The 15,312-nt window shown below is 62.8% G+C and carries 18 protein-coding genes; 12 read left to right on the plus strand and 6 right to left on the minus strand.

The window, feature by feature from the left end:
- The first annotated feature begins 117 nt into the window (after window positions 1-117).
- The 6 genes from J3A98_RS11605 to J3A98_RS11630 all read left to right on the plus strand — a co-directional run bounded on the left by J3A98_RS11605 (window position 118) and on the right by J3A98_RS11630 (window position 7,822).
- Entirely contained in the window at window positions 118-1,509 is a 1,392-nt protein-coding gene (locus J3A98_RS11605) for a GntP family permease (RefSeq protein ID WP_176684556.1), read from the plus strand.
- 10 nt (window positions 1,510-1,519) lie between these two features.
- Entirely contained in the window at window positions 1,520-2,290 is a 771-nt protein-coding gene (gene hbdH, locus J3A98_RS11610) for a 3-hydroxybutyrate dehydrogenase (protein WP_209966263.1), read from the plus strand.
- A 55-nt stretch (window positions 2,291-2,345) separates the two neighbouring features.
- A complete protein-coding gene (gene eco, locus J3A98_RS11615) occupies window positions 2,346-2,825 on the plus strand; it encodes a serine protease inhibitor ecotin (protein ID WP_209966265.1) in 480 nt (159 codons plus the stop codon).
- Between the two features lie 91 nt (window positions 2,826-2,916).
- Window positions 2,917-4,869: an acetoacetate--CoA ligase gene (locus J3A98_RS11620; protein ID WP_209966267.1), complete on the plus strand. Its 1,953-nt coding sequence runs from the start codon at window positions 2,917-2,919 to the stop codon at window positions 4,867-4,869.
- 87 nt (window positions 4,870-4,956) lie between these two features.
- Window positions 4,957-5,232: a peptidylprolyl isomerase gene (locus tag J3A98_RS11625; protein ID WP_014860332.1), complete on the plus strand. Its 276-nt coding sequence runs from the start codon at window positions 4,957-4,959 to the stop codon at window positions 5,230-5,232.
- Window positions 5,233-5,344: 112 nt separating this feature from the next.
- Window positions 5,345-7,822 carry an autotransporter outer membrane beta-barrel domain-containing protein gene (locus tag J3A98_RS11630; protein ID WP_209966269.1) on the plus strand — a complete coding sequence of 826 codons (2,478 nt, stop codon included), beginning with the start codon at window positions 5,345-5,347 and terminating at the stop codon, window positions 7,820-7,822.
- On the opposite strand, the gene J3A98_RS11635 is transcribed toward J3A98_RS11630, so the two are convergent.
- Window positions 7,819-8,442: a LysE family translocator gene (locus J3A98_RS11635; RefSeq protein WP_101196066.1), complete on the minus strand. Its 624-nt coding sequence runs from the start codon at window positions 8,440-8,442 to the stop codon at window positions 7,819-7,821. The genes J3A98_RS11630 and J3A98_RS11635 overlap by 4 nt on opposite strands.
- 131 nt (window positions 8,443-8,573) lie before the next feature.
- Here J3A98_RS11635 and J3A98_RS11640 point away from each other — a divergent pair, with 131 nt between their 5' ends.
- Both J3A98_RS11640 and J3A98_RS11645 read left to right on the plus strand, forming a co-directional pair.
- Window positions 8,574-9,383, plus strand: a complete 810-nt coding sequence (locus J3A98_RS11640; RefSeq protein WP_209966270.1) for an AraC family transcriptional regulator — start codon at window positions 8,574-8,576, stop codon at window positions 9,381-9,383.
- An 83-nt stretch (window positions 9,384-9,466) separates the two neighbouring features.
- On the plus strand, window positions 9,467-10,081 hold the full coding sequence (locus J3A98_RS11645; protein ID WP_176684562.1) for a LysE family translocator: 615 nt from the start codon (window positions 9,467-9,469) through the stop codon (window positions 10,079-10,081).
- Here the strand turns inward: J3A98_RS11645 and J3A98_RS11650 are convergent.
- The gene (locus tag J3A98_RS11650; RefSeq protein WP_209966272.1) at window positions 10,029-10,754 is read right to left on the minus strand and encodes a serine/threonine protein phosphatase; all 726 of its coding nucleotides are present in this window, start codon (window positions 10,752-10,754) and stop codon (window positions 10,029-10,031) included. The two genes, J3A98_RS11645 and J3A98_RS11650, sit on opposite strands and share 53 nt — an antisense overlap.
- Window positions 10,755-10,966: 212 nt before the next feature.
- Between J3A98_RS11650 and J3A98_RS11655 the strand changes: the two genes are divergently transcribed.
- Complete coding sequence (locus J3A98_RS11655; protein ID WP_209966274.1) at window positions 10,967-11,710, plus strand: carbon-nitrogen hydrolase family protein; 744 nt, start codon at window positions 10,967-10,969, stop codon at window positions 11,708-11,710.
- Window positions 11,707-11,949, plus strand: a complete 243-nt coding sequence (locus J3A98_RS11660; RefSeq protein ID WP_209966276.1) for a hypothetical protein — start codon at window positions 11,707-11,709, stop codon at window positions 11,947-11,949. The genes J3A98_RS11655 and J3A98_RS11660 overlap by 4 nt, the downstream gene beginning before the upstream one ends.
- A 4-nt stretch (window positions 11,950-11,953) precedes the next feature.
- On the opposite strand, the gene J3A98_RS11665 is transcribed toward J3A98_RS11660, so the two are convergent.
- A complete protein-coding gene (locus J3A98_RS11665) occupies window positions 11,954-12,454 on the minus strand; it encodes a methylated-DNA--[protein]-cysteine S-methyltransferase (RefSeq protein ID WP_004576657.1) in 501 nt (166 codons plus the stop codon).
- A gap of 70 nt (window positions 12,455-12,524) precedes the next feature.
- Window positions 12,525-13,325 (minus strand): lipopolysaccharide biosynthesis protein, encoded by an 801-nt coding sequence (locus J3A98_RS11670; RefSeq protein WP_209966277.1) that lies wholly within the window; start codon window positions 13,323-13,325, stop codon window positions 12,525-12,527.
- A 324-nt stretch (window positions 13,326-13,649) separates the two neighbouring features.
- On the opposite strand from J3A98_RS11670, the gene J3A98_RS11675 reads away from it, so the two are divergent.
- Window positions 13,650-13,856 (plus strand): hypothetical protein, encoded by a 207-nt coding sequence (locus J3A98_RS11675; RefSeq protein WP_176684567.1) that lies wholly within the window; start codon window positions 13,650-13,652, stop codon window positions 13,854-13,856.
- 42 nt (window positions 13,857-13,898) lie between these two features.
- On the opposite strand, the gene J3A98_RS11680 is transcribed toward J3A98_RS11675, so the two are convergent.
- Complete coding sequence (locus tag J3A98_RS11680; protein WP_176684568.1) at window positions 13,899-14,258, minus strand: hypothetical protein; 360 nt, start codon at window positions 14,256-14,258, stop codon at window positions 13,899-13,901.
- 169 nt (window positions 14,259-14,427) lie between these two features.
- On the opposite strand from J3A98_RS11680, the gene J3A98_RS11685 reads away from it, so the two are divergent.
- The gene (locus J3A98_RS11685) at window positions 14,428-14,628 is read left to right on the plus strand and encodes a hypothetical protein (RefSeq protein WP_176684569.1); all 201 of its coding nucleotides are present in this window, start codon (window positions 14,428-14,430) and stop codon (window positions 14,626-14,628) included.
- Window positions 14,629-14,851: 223 nt separating this feature from the next.
- On the opposite strand, the gene J3A98_RS11690 is transcribed toward J3A98_RS11685, so the two are convergent.
- Window positions 14,852-15,160 (minus strand): hypothetical protein, encoded by a 309-nt coding sequence (locus J3A98_RS11690; RefSeq protein WP_209969833.1) that lies wholly within the window; start codon window positions 15,158-15,160, stop codon window positions 14,852-14,854.
- Between the last annotated feature and the right edge of the window lie 152 nt (window positions 15,161-15,312).

The following is a 15,312-nucleotide window of genomic DNA, read 5'->3' on the forward strand; positions in this document are numbered from 1 at the left end:
ATAGACTTCTAACAAAACCCTTTACCCCTTAAAAATCAGCCAGTTACATAGTTGGCACGATTCCCGCTATCTCCTGCTCAACGATAAAAACAAGACTCACCCAGGAGACCCACCCCGATGACCGTGCTCATCGCACTCGCTGCTCTGGCCTTGCTGATGCTGGCCGCCTACCGCGGTTACAGCGTAATCCTCTTCGCCCCCATCGCCGCCCTCGGCGCTGTCCTGCTCACCGACCCTTCTGCCGTCGCCCCTGCTTTCACCGGGGTGTTCATGGAGAAAATGGTCGGTTTCATCAAACTGTACTTCCCGGTATTCCTGCTGGGCGCGGTGTTCGGCAAGCTGATCGAGCTGTCCGGTTTCTCCCGCTCGATCGTCGCCGCGGCCATCCGCCTGCTCGGCACCCGCCAGGCGATGCTGGTCATCGTACTGGTCTGTGCCCTGCTCACTTACGGCGGTGTTTCGCTGTTCGTGGTGGTGTTCGCGGTGTACCCGTTCGCCGCCGAAATGTTCCGTCAGAGCAACATCCCCAAACGCCTGATCCCGGCCACCATCGCCCTGGGCGCATTCTCGTTCACCATGGACGCCCTGCCCGGCACCCCACAGATCCAGAACATCATCCCCAGCACCTTCTTCAACACCACCGCCTGGGCCGCACCGTGGCTGGGCCTGATCGGCACGCTGTTCGTGTTCTTTACCGGCATGGCCTACCTGCAGCGCCAGCGCAACAAGGCCCTGCGCGCCGGTGAAGGTTATGGCACCGACTTGCGCAACGAACCGGAAACCGCTGCCGACCTGAGCCTGCCCAACCCTTGGCTGGCGCTGTCGCCGCTGATACTGGTGGGGGTCATGAACCTGGTGTTCACCCACTGGATACCGCATTGGTACGGCCCCAGTCACAGCCTGCAACTGCCAGGCATGAGTGCACCGGTACAAAGCGACGTGGCCAAGCTGACGGCCATCTGGGCTGTGCAGGCCGCGTTGCTGGTGGGCATCCTGATGGTCCTGGTGTGCGCCTTTGGCGCCATTCGTACACGCTTGGCCGAGGGCACCAAAAGCGCGGTGGGCGGTGCCTTGCTGGCAGCCATGAACACCGCCTCGGAATACGGCTTTGGCGCGGTAATCGCCTCGCTACCGGGTTTTCTGGTGCTGGCCGATGCCTTGCGCGGCATCCCCAACCCATTGGTGAACGAAGCCATCACCGTGACCTTGCTGGCCGGCATCACCGGCTCCGCTTCGGGCGGCATGAGCATCGCCCTGGCGGCCATGGGCGACACGTTCATCGCCGCCGCCCACGCAGCCGACATCCCGCTGGAAGTGCTACACCGGGTAGCCGCCATGGCCAGCGGCGGCATGGACACACTGCCACACAACGGCGCGGTGATCACCTTGCTGGCGGTGACCGGCCTCACCCACCGCGAGGCTTACAAGGACATTTTTGGTATCACCCTGATCAAGACCCTGGCGGTGTTCGTGGTCATCGCCACGTTCTACGCCACTGGCATCGTCTAAGGAGCATGGCATGACCCTTGAAGGCAAAACTGCACTCGTCACCGGTTCCACCAGCGGCATTGGCCTGGGCATCGCCCAGGTATTGGCCCGGGCTGGCGCCAACATCGTGCTCAACGGCTTTGGCGACCCGGGCCCCGCCATGGCGGAAATTGCCCGGCACGGGGTGAAGGTTGTGCATCACCCGGCCGACCTGTCGGATGTGATCCAGATCGAGGCCTTGTTCAACCTGGCCGAACGAGAGTTCGGCGGCGTCGACATCCTGGTCAACAACGCCGGTATCCAACATGTGGCACCCGTCGAACAGTTCCCGCCAGAAAGCTGGGACAAGATCATCGCCCTGAACCTGTCGGCCGTATTCCATGGCACGCGCCTGGCGCTGCCGGGCATGCGCACGCGCAACTGGGGGCGCATCATCAATATCGCTTCGGTGCATGGCCTGGTCGGCTCGATTGGCAAGGCAGCCTACGTGGCAGCCAAGCATGGTGTGATCGGCCTGACCAAGGTGGTCGGCCTGGAAACCGCCACCAGTCATGTCACCTGCAATGCCATCTGCCCGGGCTGGGTGCTGACGCCTCTGGTGCAAAAGCAGATCGACGATCGTGCAGCCAAGGGTGGCGATCGGCTGCAAGCGCAGCACGATCTGCTGGCAGAAAAGCAACCGTCGCTGGCTTTCGTCACCCCCGAACACCTCGGTGAGCTGGTACTCTTTCTGTGCAGCGAGGCCGGTAGCCAGGTTCGCGGCGCCGCCTGGAACGTCGATGGTGGCTGGTTGGCCCAGTGACGGGCGGCCTGGGCCTGGCGACGGCCGCGCATTCGTTTATCAGCAAGGAGGCCTTATGCGCCCTACCCCAATGACCGCGATTCTGGCCTTGAGCCTGGCCACTGTCGCACCTGCGATGGCCGCCAGCCTGAAGGACATCGCGCCCTACCCCGAGGCGGAAAAAGGCTTCACCCGGCAGGTCATCCACCTGCCGGCCCAGGCCGATGAGTCGGCCTATAAACTGGAAATCCTCGCTGGCAAGACCCTGCAGGTCGACTGCAATCGCCAGCGCCTGGGCGGCACCCTTGAAGAACGCACCCTGGAAGGCTGGGGCTACAGTTACTATCGCCTGGACAACGTCAGCGGCCCGGCCAGCACACTGATGGCCTGCCCGGACGGCAATAAGACCGAAGCCTTCGTGCCGGTGGTCGGCGACGGCTTCCTGCTGCGCTACAACAGTAAGCTGCCGGTGGTGGTGTATGCGCCCAAGGATGTCGAAGTGCGCTACCGCGTGTGGTCGGCATCGCAGGATGTGCAAAAGGCTAAAGTAGAGTAAGCAGAACCGCTTTCTCTGCAGGATCAGCTTCTTCGCAACACAAGGCTGATCCTGCACTGAGCCTGCTTTGTTCCGGTAAAGGAGATTCGGCATGAACGATGTGCTCTGGCGCCCGTCCACAACGCAGATCGAGGCCAGCCGGATGGATGCCTTCCGCCGCCGGGTCAACCTGCGCTACAACCTGCAACTCGACGACTACCAGGCCCTGCACGGCTGGAGCATCGAACAGCGCGGCGCCTTCTGGCAAACCCTTGCCGAGTATTTCCACGTGCATTGGCATACCCCGCCCAGCCAGGTGCTCAGCGAAGGGCCGCAGATGCCCGATGCACAGTGGTTCGCCAATGCCACCCTGAACTTTGCCGAACACCTGCTGCGCCGCCGCGACGACCGCCCGGCCGTGGTCGCCGTACGCGAAGACGGCCAACGCGAAGTGTTCAGCCATGCTGAACTGGCCGCACAGGTGGCCGGGCTGCAAACGGCATTCAAGACCGCAGGTATCGTCCCGGGCGACCGGGTAGCGGCCATCATGCCCAATACCTGGCAAACACTGGTGGCCATGCTCGCCTGCACCAGCCTTGGCGCGGTCTGGTCTACCTCCTCGCCCGAGTTCGGCGTGCACGGCATCATCGACCGCTTCGGCCAGATCGAACCCAAGCTGCTGATCGTCTGCGCCGGTTACCAGTATGCGGGCAAGGCCATCGACCAGGTGACCAAGGTCAACCAGGTGTGCGCGCAGTTGCCTGGCCTGGAGCAACTGATCGTGGTGCCCCATACCCGCAAAGGCACGCGTGCCGACGAATTCCAGGCAGCCAACGTCAGCCTGTGGGATGACTTCTTCCAGCCCGGCGGCGAGCCCCGTTTCACCCCGCTGCCGTTCGACCACCCGCTGTACATCCTCTATTCCAGTGGCACCACCGGGGTGCCCAAGTGCATTGTCCATCGCGCCGGAGGTGTGCTGTTGCAACACCTCAAGGAACACGGCCTGCACAACGACCTGAAGGCCGATGACGTGCTGTTCTACTACACCACCTGCGGCTGGATGATGTGGAACTGGCTGGCCAGTGGCCTGGCGGTGGGTGCCACGCTGGTGCTGTACGACGGCTCGCCGTTCCACCCGGGCCCCGAGCGCCTTCTGGACCTGATAGAGGCCGAGGGTATCCACGCCTTCGGTACCAGCGCCAAGTACCTGGCGGCACTGGAGCAGGCAGGCCTTGAACCTGCCACCAGCCACTGCCTGACCAGCCTGCGGCTGCTGCTGTCCACCGGTTCGCCGCTGTCGCCGCACAGCTATGACTATGTGTACGACAAGATCAAGGCCGACCTGTGGCTCGTGTCCATGTCGGGCGGTACGGATATCGTCTCCTGCTTCGTGCTGGGCAACCCGACCCTGCCTGTGCGTCGCGGCGAAATCCAGTGCAAGGGCCTGGGTATGGCGGTGGAGGTGTGGAACGAGCAGGGTCAGCCCGTGGTGGACGAAAAAGGCGAGCTGGTGTGCACGCGCAACTTCCCCTCGATGCCACTCGGTTTCTGGAACGACCCGGACGGCCGCCGTTACCACGATGCCTACTTCAGCCAGTTTCCGGGGGTGTGGGCCCAGGGCGACTACGCCGAGCAGCGTGCCAGCGGGGGCATGGTGATCCACGGTCGCTCCGACGCCGTGCTCAACCCGGGCGGTGTGCGCATTGGCACGGCGGAGATCTACCGCCAGGTGGAAAAGGTCGAACAGGTTGTGGAAAGCGTGGCCATCGGCCAGGACTGGAACGGGGATGTGCGGGTGGTGCTGTTCGTGCGCCTGCAAGAAGGCCTGCAGCTGGATGAAGCCTTGCGCCAGCACATCCGCCAGGTGATACGCCAGTACACCACGCCCCGCCATGTGCCGGCGGTGATCGCCCAGGTCAGCGACATACCGCGCACCATCAGTGGCAAGCTGGTGGAACTGGCGATTCGCGATGTGGTGCATGGGCGGCCGGTGAAGAACACCGATGCCCTGGCCAACCCGGAGGCGCTGGAGCAGTTTCGCGATCGCGCTGAGCTGAAGAGCTGACATTCATCGCGGCCATTTGGGCGCGATCGCTTCAACGGGATTCAATCAGGCATAATGCCGCCTTTTTTCCCGATGCACAGGTAGCCCATGAAAGCCCAAGCCCGCCACATACTGGTCAAGACCGCTGACGAAGCCGAAAAGCTCAGGCAGCGCATCGCCAACGGCGAGGCTTTCGACGTGCTCGCGAAAAAGTTCTCTCTCTGCCCATCGGGCAAGCGCGGTGGTGACCTGGGCGAAATTCGCCCGGGGCAGATGGTCGGCGCCATCGACCAGGTGATCTTCAAGAAGCCTTTGCGTGTGGTACACGGGCCGATCAAGAGCAAATTCGGCTACCACCTGGTGCAAACGTTCTACCGCGACTAATGCGCTAGCCTTTTGCCACCTGACATTTTTGCCAGTTGTGGTCGTGACGCACTCCTCTATACAACCCCGGTAACCCTGCACACCACGCGTGGTGCGCAGGACTCCCTGGAGAATGGAGGTTTTCCTGATGCGTCTACGCCTGATGCTGACCCTGGGTTCGCTATCGCTGCTGGGCATGGCCACGCCCGCCGCACACGCGGCTTGCACCTTCTCACCCGGCCCGGGTAACGACACCTACACCTGTGACAGCGGCACTGCGCCCTCGCTGGTGGACACCAACGGTGATAACCGCCTGGTATTCCCGGCATCCGGTAGCGGCGCCATCACCGGCGACGTAACCTTCGGCGCCGGCACAGACAGCATCGACATGGCCTCTGGCAGCGTCGGCGGCAACATCCACCAGGGCGCCGGCATCGATGACTTCGCCATGAGCGGCGGCGTCATCGAAGGCAACCTCAACCAGGGTGATGGCCTGGACACCTTTCACATGACCGGTGGCTGGATCAAGGGCACGTTCGACAGCGGCGACTATGCCGAAATGGACGACGGGCGTATCGGCAACGTCAACATGCGGCTGGACGAGAACACCTTCATCATGCGTGGCGGCAGCGTCGACCGGAACGTCATCGCGGCCTTCGACAAGGACTATATCGAAGTCTTCGATGGCAACGTCGGCGGCAATATCAGCGTCAGCGGTGGCGATGACCAGGTGCTGGTGCATGGCGGCCAGGTTGGCGGCGATGTGTTGCTGAGCACTGGCAACGACCGCTTCACCTGGGACGGTGGCCGTATTGGCGGGCGCGTGGATGCGGGGCCAGGTAATGACACGGCACTGCTCAAAGGCCTCACGCCCGAGGTACTGAGTATCACGTTGGACGGCGGCGGAGGTAACGACAGCCTGACGTTCGATGCCAGCCAGCCGGCAGGCGGTGCCCACTATGTGAACTGGGAGCGCGTGGCGCTGAACAACGGCAGCCGGCTGGCACTGGATGACACGCTGGTACTGGGCGACAGTGACAGCAGCACGGGCAGCCTCACCCTCGACGCCAGCAGCAGCATCACTTCACGCCAAGGGGTGATCACTGCGTTTGCCCCAGGCCAGCGCGCCGCAATCAGCAACGCAGGCACACTTGACCTCACCGCCGGCAATGATGCCATGGGCCGCTTGAGCATCGAGGGCGATTACACCGGCAACAACGGCGCCCTGCGCCTGAACAGCGTGCTGGCCGGCGATGGCGCTGCTTCCGATCGCCTGGTGATCAGCCGCGGCGCGATCGCTGGCTCTACACAGGTGCTCATCAACAACCTCAACGGCGCAGGTGCAGCGACTGCGCAGAACGGCATCCAGGTGGTCGAAGCCCTTGACGGCGCCACCAGCACGGCCACCGCCTTTGTACAGCCCCAGAGGCTATCGGCCGGTGCCTACGACTATCGGCTGTTCAAAGGGGGTGTCACTGCTGGCAGTGAAAACAGTTGGTACCTGCGCTCGACGCTGGTTGCGCCGCCCGCTCCAGCCCCTGTGCCGGCACCGGGCGAGGCGCCGGTGATCGCCCCGGCCGTCACCCCGCCCGTCGCTGCGCCCGCGCCCGGCCAGGCCGAGCTGCCTGCCCCAGTGCAGGGCGAAAGCCTGCCACTGTACCGCCCCGAGGTCCCGGTTTATGCCGCAGCGCCACGGGGTGCCGCGATCATCGCCCGTCAGGCATTGGGCACCTTTCACCAGCGCCAGGGCGACCATCTGTTACTCCAGGGTGAAGGCGCCCTGCCCGCCAGCTGGGGGCAAGCCTACGGTGGCGCGCTGCGCCAGCAATGGAGCGGCACGGTCAGCCCGAGCCTGGATGGCGACTTGTACGGTTTCAAGGTGGGCCAGGATCTGTATGCCAAGGTTGGCGAGAATGGTTACCGCCAGCATGTTGGTATCTACGTAAGCCACAGCCGCCTGGACGCCGACGTCAAAGGGTTTGCCCTGGCCGTTCACGACCGCGGCGTGGGCGACCTGAAGCTCGATGGCGATAGCGTGGGCACCTACTGGACGCTGGTCGGGCCACAGGGCACGTACCTGGACGCGGTGTTGCAGTACACCCACCTGGATGGCCGCGCCCGCTCCGATCGTGGCGACACGCTGAACCTCGACGGCCACGCCTGGACAGCTTCACTGGAATCGGGCTACCCCATCACCCTGTCCGAGCGCTGGCGCGTGGAACCGCAAGCTCAACTGATTGCGCAAAAGGTCGCGCTGGACAGCGCCAGCGACAGCGTCTCGCGCATCAGCCATGACGCCCAGGTCGAGCTGACCGGCCGCCTGGGCCTGCGCCTGGAGGGTGCGTTCACAGGAAGCAGCGGGCGCCTGTTGCAACCCTATGCGCAGGTCAACCTGTGGCACGGCGACGGTGGGCGCGACACCTTGACCTTCGATGACGCTGACAAGATCAAGACCGATTACCGCTATACCTCAGTGCAACTGGAAAGCGGTGTGGTAGCACAGGTCAACGAAGCGCTGAGCCTGCATGGCGGCGTGCAGTACACCGCCAACCTGGACAGCCGCCAGCAGGAAGCCAGCGGCGTGAACCTGGGCGTGCGCTGGCAGTTCTAGCGGCGCGCAGCCAGCAGACCGAGACCCGCGCAGCCCAGCAAGGACGCGCTGACCCGGTTGAACATCCGGCGTGGGCCGGGCTGGCTGAACCAGCGCTGCATATAGGCGCCCAAGCCTGAATAGATGGCAATGGCCGCCCATTCCAGCAGCAGGAACAACACACCCAGCCAAAGGAACTGCTCACTCACCGGGGTGCTGCTACCGACCGAGACGAACTGCGGCAGGAAGGCGGTAAAAATCAGGATGGCCTTGGGGTTGCCAGCCGCCACCCAGAACTCCTGGCGCGCCAGGCGCCAAGTGCCGCCAGGGTGATCGCTTGCCACCACGGTCTCGCTCACGGGTGCGCGCCACAGTTGCCAGGCGATGTAGAACAGGTAGGCCGCGCCCACCACCTTGATGGCCAGGAACAGGTATTCGCTGGTATGCAACACCACTGCCAGGCCCATAGCTGCCAGGGCGATCATGCCGCAGAAGGCAAGGATACGGCCGCCGCCGGCCACGCAGGCGGTGCGCAGGCCGTAACGGCTGGCGTTGTGCAGTGACAACAGGTTGTTTGGCCCTGGCGCCATGTTCAAGGCGAAGCAGGCGGGGATGAAAAGCAGCAGGCTTGAAAGGTCCATTCTCGTTTTCCTCTGACAACAACCCTCTATTTCGGCGCATTCCGGGCCCTGCGGTCAAGTAACAGCCAGCGATAAAAACTGTACGGGTTCACGGTACCTGTTAACCTGCCGGCAATACCGAGGAGCCTGTAATGCCCCGTTCCCACGCCGCCTTGTGGCGCGATCCGGCCCTGCCACATGTCGAAAGCCGGCGCGCCTGCCACAGCCGGGCCTGCTACAAGGCCCACAGCCACCCGACGTTTTCCATCGGTGCGGTGGATGCTGGCCGCAGCCATTTCACCGGGGCTGCCGACGGGCAGCATCACTTGGCACCCGGCACGCTGGTACTGGTCCCGGCCCACCGCGTGCATGCCTGCAACCCGGCCCCCGGCCTGGCGTGGAGCTATCAGATGCTGCATGTGGATGCCGACTGGCTGACGCAGTTACGCCTGGAGTCGGGCCTTGGCGGTATCGAAGCTGGCGAACCGGTGCGTATCTGCAGGGAGGCTGAGGTATATCGGCAGTTCTGCGCGCTGAACAGGTTACTGTTTTCCAGTGCCTGCAACGGCGAGAAAGATGCGGCGCTGATTGCCTTTCTGGGGGACCTGGACGTTTCCGCACACCCACCGCTGGCAGCGGCCCCCGCCCTGGAAGCCGCCACCTTGAGCGGGTTGCTTGCACGCATCGAACACCAGGACCCTGCCCAATTGAGCCTGGAGGTGTTGGCGCGGGAGGCGGGGCTTGGGCGCTATCAGCTGATCCGCGCGTTTCGTGCGGCTACCGGGTTCACGCCGCATGCCTACCTGCTCAATGCCCGGGTCAATCGTGGGCGGCAACTGTTGAGTGAAGGGCTGGCCCTGGCGGAAGTGGCCTACCAGCTTGGCTTTGCTGACCAGAGCCATTTCCAGCGGGTGTTCAAGGCCCATGTGGGGGTTACGCCGGGGCAGTACCGCGGAAACTGAAGGCTGCTGCAGGTGCAATATTGTTCAATACGCCAGAACGGGCCCGGCAGCAGACTGCGGTTTTTTCCGTAGAGCAGCCCCCAATGCAACAATTCATGATCATCGCCCTGGCCCACTTCCTTGCCCTGCTCTCACCTGGCCCGGACTTTTTCCTGGTCGCACGCAACGCGATCAGCAGCGGCTGGCGCATCGCCAGCGGCGCCTGCCTGGGCATAGCACTGGCCAACGGTGCGTTCATCGTCATCGCCTTCACCGGGCTCTCGGTTCTGCAGCAGGGCAGCCTGCTGTTCACCGCCCTGCAACTGGCCGGCGCCAGCTACCTGCTGTACATCGGCGTGCTGTTCCTGCGCCATGCCGGGCAAACCAGCCTGGGCACAGTCACCGGGAGCCAGCGGGTGCATGGCTGGTGGCGCAGTTTGGGCATGGGCTTCTTGTCCGGCATCCTCAACCCCAAGAACGCGCTGTTCTATGCCAGCCTGGCCAGCATGGTCGCCAGCGTCAGCCCCGGCTGGAAAACGGCCTACGCCGTATGGATGTTCAGCATCGTCCTGCTCTGGGACTTGCTGGTCGCCGTGGCCATCGGCAACCAGCGGGTACTGCGGCGATTCGCCCGCAGCCTGGCGTGGCTGGAGCGGGCCTCGGGGGTCATGCTGGTGTTGTTGGCAGGGGCGTTGTTGCTGCATCTGGCCCAGGGCTGACCCGCTCCAAGGTGCGCATGTCGACCAAGGTGAAATGCCCGCTGGACCAGCCCCCCGTGTCCAGGTGCCACACATTGCCCAGCAGCTTGGCCTCCAGCACCGGGGTGTGGCCGACCAGCAGGGCTCGCAGGCCCTGCACCGGTTGGGTGTCTCCCTCTTTCAGGCGCCGACGCGACCACTGGCACACTTGGCGCACGTCAGGGTCGTCATCCAGTTCCAGCCAGGAGCGTAAGACTGCCCAGTCGGCAAACGGGCTGTCTGCATGCAGCAGGCCTACCAGCCCGTCAGCACTCTCCACTTCCATGGCAATCGGCAGCTGCTCGAAACGCTCTACGAAACGCAGTTGCTCGCGCCGCGGCAAGTCAAGGAACCAACCACCCCCGGCGGCGCGGTACATGCCCAGGTCGAGCCGCCCCCCGCGCACGCGGGTGATTGCCAAGGCCTCATGATTGCCCTGGACGGCATGGAACCAAGGCTGGGCCAGCCATTCCAGCGCTGCCTCGCTGTGCGGCCCACGGTCGACCAGGTCACCTACGCTGAACAGGCGGTCCACCGCCGGATCGAACCCTACCGCATCCAGGCATTGTTGCAGGCGCTGGAAGTGACCATGGATATCGCCCACCGCCAGGTCCCGTCCCCGGATATTGGCGATCAGCCGCCGAAACCGTGCCATTACCGTCTTCCTCTGCTGGTGGCACCATGCCCGCCTCGCGCGTGCCCTGCTCATGGCGCTGTCACTGGACAGCATGGCACAAGGCACCGCGGCTGCGCGGATCTTGGTGCGTTGCGTTGCGCACTCGAGGCTTCCTGAAAACCCTTCACTGGTACAGGCGTTGGTGCCAATAGTATGCTCGGTACTTGAACCTCTACCAAGGAAGGGTCTTGATGAAACTGTGCGCCGTACAACTGGCGTCGCTCAAGGGCGATTTGCCAGCCAACCTCCAGCGCCATCTGGTTTGCATCGAGCAGGCTGCTGCCCTGGGTGCCGAACTGGTCGTGTTTCCCGAGCTGTCACTGACCGGCTATGAGCCGAGTGTGGCGCGTCAGGCCGCCCTACCCGTCACCTCCACGCGCCTGGACCCGCTGCAGGCAGCGTGCGACCGCTTGGGCATTACGGTTGCCGTGGGCCTGCCATTGCCGACACCCGACGGCATACGCATCGGCATGCCCATCTTCTGCCCAGGGGCGCCGCGCCAGGCCTATGCCAAACAGCGCTTGCATGATGATGAGCTGCCTTACTTCACCCCAGGTGATCAGGCATTGCTGCTGGAGGTAGGTGAACACCGGGTGGCGCCGGCGATCTGCTACGAATCGATGTTCCTGGCGCATGCCGCCGTGGCCCGGGAGCGCGGTGCCGACCTGTACCTGGTCAGCGTTGCGAAAACCGCCAAGGGTATTCGCGAGGGATATGCGCACTACCCAGAGGTGGCGCACGAGCTGGGCATGCCAGTGTTGATGGCCAACTGCGTGGGGCCTGCCGACACCTTCATCGGTGCCGGCGGTTCTGCCGCGTGGGACAGCCAAGGGCAGTTGCTGGCCAGCCTGGATGACCACACTGAAGGCCTGATCGTACTCGACACCCGCAGTGCCAGTGCGATCACCCTGCCCTTGGACCCGTACCTTGCATGATCTATCTGTTTCTAGCGTTGCTGAGCTACGCCTGCACCTACTACCTGGCCGGTTTGCTGATTCAGGGTCAACTCGCCGATGTGGCCGAGGGATTGCGCCATCGGCCCGATGCGCCTACGCCCGGCGAGTACCTGCGTGAGGTCGAGCCCCGCGCACGTCAGGCGCGGCGGCAATACACCCTGATCGCCGGTTCGGTGCTGGCCGTGCTGGCCTGCCTGATCGCCAGCGGGTTCGGTTGACGCCTTACAGGTCCAGCGCCAGGCTTTGCCGCCCTTCCAGCGCCAGCAGGTACTGCTTGGCCGCCAGGCCACCGGCAAAGCCGGTCAGGCTGCCCGACGCACCGATTACCCGGTGACACGGGGCGATGATCGAAATCGGGTTGCGGCCATTGGCAGCGCCTACCGCGCGTACCGCCCTGGGGTTGCCGAGCTGCCGGGCAATGTCGCTGTAGCTGCGGGTTTCGCCGAACGGTATCGCCAGCAACGCGGCCCACACCTGGCGCTGGAACTCAGTACCGGCAAAGTCCAGCGCCAGCTCGAAACGCTGGCGCTTGCCGTCAAAGTACTCACCCAGCTGGCGAGCGGTTTCCCGCAGTACCGGGCACTGGTCGTCCCGGTGCAGTGCGCCCAGGCGTACGCGGTTTTCCCGCTCCTCTTCCCACAATACGGCTGCCAGGCAATTGCCACGGGCCACAAGGGTCAGCATGCCGACGGGCGATGGCATGATCGTGAATGCGCTGGACATAGCAGGCTCCTGCAAGTTGCGATCGGCCAACTGTACGCATCCACAGTCTTTCATGCACCCGCTTTCTTGCTCAGGTAACTGCGCAGCCAGCAATGTGCCGCGCCTGGCTGAGCGTGACCTTGGGGATCAGTTCAGCGGGAATGCGTGATGTTGCCGACAGGTTGTAGACGTGGAAATGCTCGTTGACCACTTTCCTCGCCATCAGCTTCAGCGACGGCAGGATACGGCTGTCCCAATGCTGGTCGAGCCCGCACGGCGAAGACGGGCCCTGGCCGTCCTCGTAAAAGCGCCCGACGCTCTGGTCAAGGTCAACCCCCACCAGCAACACTTCCTCGAAGCCCAGGTGATAGGCCAACTGCAAGGCCACATAAACCACCGTGCGGGCATCGAAAAAGCCATGGGCGAGGTCTTTACTGAAGGCGATCGAGCGGCTGCGTTTGCTCCACAGTGCCCGGTTGCACACGCAACTGTCACCATGACCGCGCAAACCGTCCAGCAGGCTCGGCGTGTTGGCTTTGTGCAAGACATAACACTGGGTGTCGGCTGGCACCTCGGCACGCGCATACTGCTCTGGCCACAGGGCCAGGCGTTCGCTGTCGCGCACGGCAGTGGCGAACAAGGCCGGCTGTTGCTGGCAAAAGCTTTTGTCGGTGCACACGTAGAAGAAGGGTTTGATGCCGTGTTCGGCGGTCATGGCGACCGACCCATTCATGGCGATGATGGGCAAGTGCGCAAACTCGCCCAGCGGAAAATGTTTGGCAGAAGCGCCGGAGGCAAGGATCACCACAGGGCCCTGCTGGGTATTGCGACACGCCTCGAAACCGGAGAACGCCCCGCGTTCAGCGCTTGGCTGCGACGGAAGTGTGTTCATCAATGGCATCTTTAACTGGACAGTACAAACCACAATACTGATCCGTGTATATGCCGTGGCCGCGTTTACCTGACGTTACCTGGGTGAACTCAAGTCAACCGCCATTCCCTTGTTTGGCGGGGTTTCAGCCTGGCGAATACCGGCTGGTCCAACTGCCATAACAGACCACCCCGGTGAAAAAGTGTTCCCCTACTGTGGATCAGGAATAGCGATGACGATCACCGAGGTGATGGACGGGTGCTAAGCGCCTTTCGTCATGAGCCTGCTTGATGCTTACCATTGGTGAGACTAATACTTAGATATCTGCCTGGGGAGGCACGAAAAATGCTACCAAGATTCGTTATCGTTCCCGCTGTGCCGATCGAAAAGGAGTCGTTCCGCGTGGGCAGCCGCTACTACGCCGCGACCGTGTGTGGAGGGTTCGACATTTATGACAATCAGGCAAAGGAGCGGCTCAAGCCAAGCTACCCGAGCCGGAAGGAGGCGCAGGTGAAGTGCGAGCATTTGAACAAGCGGGATGAGGCGGGGTAACCGCAGGAGATCTGCGCGGCTCAGCAAGCTCGGGTTACTGACTCAGTCCAGACATTCCTTGGCAGCCTGGCGTAACTTGTCGCCAGACAGAAAGCTGCCCTTGTAGAAGGTCGCGCGGCTGCCCTCACGAGCTTCGACTACGTCAAGCACATCGTCGCTTGCCACGGCGCTTGGCGCCGTGAGCCGGTAGCCGTGGGCTATCGACTTCTGCGTGGCCTGGGGTGCCAGCGCCTGCCATTTGGGCAGGACACAGGCGGCGTACTGCTGCGGCGACTTTTGGGTAAGTTTGCTGGCTGTGGGTTTGCCAGGGGTTGCGCAACCGGCGAGGCTGGCAACCAACACCGTGGCGATAAAAATACGAAAGTCAGGCATTTGCAATCGACCGTTATGGATAGGCTGCATTCTAACGGCGGTGACGCCGCGTTACTAATCAACCAAAGTCTTGCTGCAGGACGGCGCCCAAGCGGGGACAGTGTAGCGCACCTGATATTTCTGCCAGTAGCCGGGGGCACGCCGCAACAGTGAAACTCCCGAGGGACATCACACCACGACTCGGCAGGGGCTTCAGACCATGCAAACCAACGCCAACCACACTCAGTTCTTCTATCAGAATGGCAAACTCGTCACCCTTAAAACCGGTGAACAAGGCCGTAGCCTCTTTCGCTCGCCGGACGTACCACTTGCCGAGCGACAATCAGACGACACCGACGCCGGCGGATTGCTGGCAACTGACGACAAGGGTTCGGTGCTGCAGGTACAGCAGAAAAGCTGAAGTCGTCATGATGCTCCGGCCCCATTGCGAACCAAACGCGGGCTCAGGGCTTGGCTCCCCTGTACAACACGATGGCTGCTATATCCAGGGCCAGCACACTGCCGACAATCACGAACATGATGTACTGATCTTCAGAGAGCATTGCCGTATCCCCCAAATGCGCCGGTTTCAAAGGGGTATGCAATTACTGATCCCGTCAGCACATCAGGTAACGAACTGCGACTCAGCTGAACTTCAACTTGACCACTTTGCTCAGCGCCCAGCCACTGAAGACATAGAACGCATCCAGGTAGAAGCGCCCTGCATAGTTGGTCAACGGCGTTTGATTCAATAGCACATCAGGCTCGGGCGCAGGAGGAAACAGCGCATAAAAGCCGTTGGGCAGAACTGCCAGCGCCAGCAATAACAGGTAAGTCGAGGCTTGTAGCAGGGTGGCACGCTTACTGGATCTGGCTGACCACTTCAGCCCGTAGTAGGCCACCAGGCCGGCAACAGGCAAAACCCAGAAATGCGTCGGAATCCCAATGAACATTTCAGCGACTACGCTTCTTGCTTCCACCTGCGACTCTCCATCCAAATGCATCGATTATTACGGGTGGGGTCGGCAAATGCAAAAAACAACGCTGCTCAAGCCATAGGCCGTTTCTTGGGCACGCAAGGTTATTCGCCCCTCAGACAAGAAGC

The sequence above is a fragment of the Pseudomonas sp. BP6 genome (assembly GCF_017875935.1).
In the GTDB taxonomy this organism is placed as follows: Bacteria; Pseudomonadota; Gammaproteobacteria; order Pseudomonadales; family Pseudomonadaceae; genus Aquipseudomonas; species Aquipseudomonas putida_Y.

Bases quoted from the DNA above. Each gene is read 5' to 3' on its own strand.
- J3A98_RS11635 (WP_101196066.1), bottom strand. From the start codon at position 8,442: ATGGACCTTTCAAGCCTGCTGCTTTTCATCCCCGCCTGCTTCGCCTTG.
- J3A98_RS11690 (WP_209969833.1), bottom strand. From the start codon at position 15,160: ATGTTCATTGGGATTCCGACGCATTTCTGGGTTTTGCCTGTTGCCGGC.
- J3A98_RS11665 (WP_004576657.1), bottom strand. From the start codon at position 12,454: ATGTCCAGCGCATTCACGATCATGCCATCGCCCGTCGGCATGCTGACC.
- hbdH (WP_209966263.1), top strand. From the start codon at position 1,520: ATGACCCTTGAAGGCAAAACTGCACTCGTCACCGGTTCCACCAGCGGC.
- eco (WP_209966265.1), top strand. From the start codon at position 2,346: ATGCGCCCTACCCCAATGACCGCGATTCTGGCCTTGAGCCTGGCCACT.
- J3A98_RS11605 (WP_176684556.1), top strand. From the start codon at position 118: ATGACCGTGCTCATCGCACTCGCTGCTCTGGCCTTGCTGATGCTGGCC.
- J3A98_RS11655 (WP_209966274.1), top strand. From the start codon at position 10,967: ATGAAACTGTGCGCCGTACAACTGGCGTCGCTCAAGGGCGATTTGCCA.
- J3A98_RS11680 (WP_176684568.1), bottom strand. From the start codon at position 14,258: ATGCAGCCTATCCATAACGGTCGATTGCAAATGCCTGACTTTCGTATT.
- J3A98_RS11650 (WP_209966272.1), bottom strand. From the start codon at position 10,754: ATGGCACGGTTTCGGCGGCTGATCGCCAATATCCGGGGACGGGACCTG.
- J3A98_RS11630 (WP_209966269.1), top strand. From the start codon at position 5,345: ATGGAGGTTTTCCTGATGCGTCTACGCCTGATGCTGACCCTGGGTTCG.
- J3A98_RS11620 (WP_209966267.1), top strand. From the start codon at position 2,917: ATGAACGATGTGCTCTGGCGCCCGTCCACAACGCAGATCGAGGCCAGC.
- J3A98_RS11685 (WP_176684569.1), top strand. From the start codon at position 14,428: ATGCAAACCAACGCCAACCACACTCAGTTCTTCTATCAGAATGGCAAA.
- J3A98_RS11660 (WP_209966276.1), top strand. From the start codon at position 11,707: ATGATCTATCTGTTTCTAGCGTTGCTGAGCTACGCCTGCACCTACTAC.
- J3A98_RS11645 (WP_176684562.1), top strand. From the start codon at position 9,467: ATGCAACAATTCATGATCATCGCCCTGGCCCACTTCCTTGCCCTGCTC.
- J3A98_RS11670 (WP_209966277.1), bottom strand. From the start codon at position 13,325: ATGAACACACTTCCGTCGCAGCCAAGCGCTGAACGCGGGGCGTTCTCC.
- J3A98_RS11640 (WP_209966270.1), top strand. From the start codon at position 8,574: ATGCCCCGTTCCCACGCCGCCTTGTGGCGCGATCCGGCCCTGCCACAT.
- J3A98_RS11625 (WP_014860332.1), top strand. From the start codon at position 4,957: ATGAAAGCCCAAGCCCGCCACATACTGGTCAAGACCGCTGACGAAGCC.
- J3A98_RS11675 (WP_176684567.1), top strand. From the start codon at position 13,650: ATGCTACCAAGATTCGTTATCGTTCCCGCTGTGCCGATCGAAAAGGAG.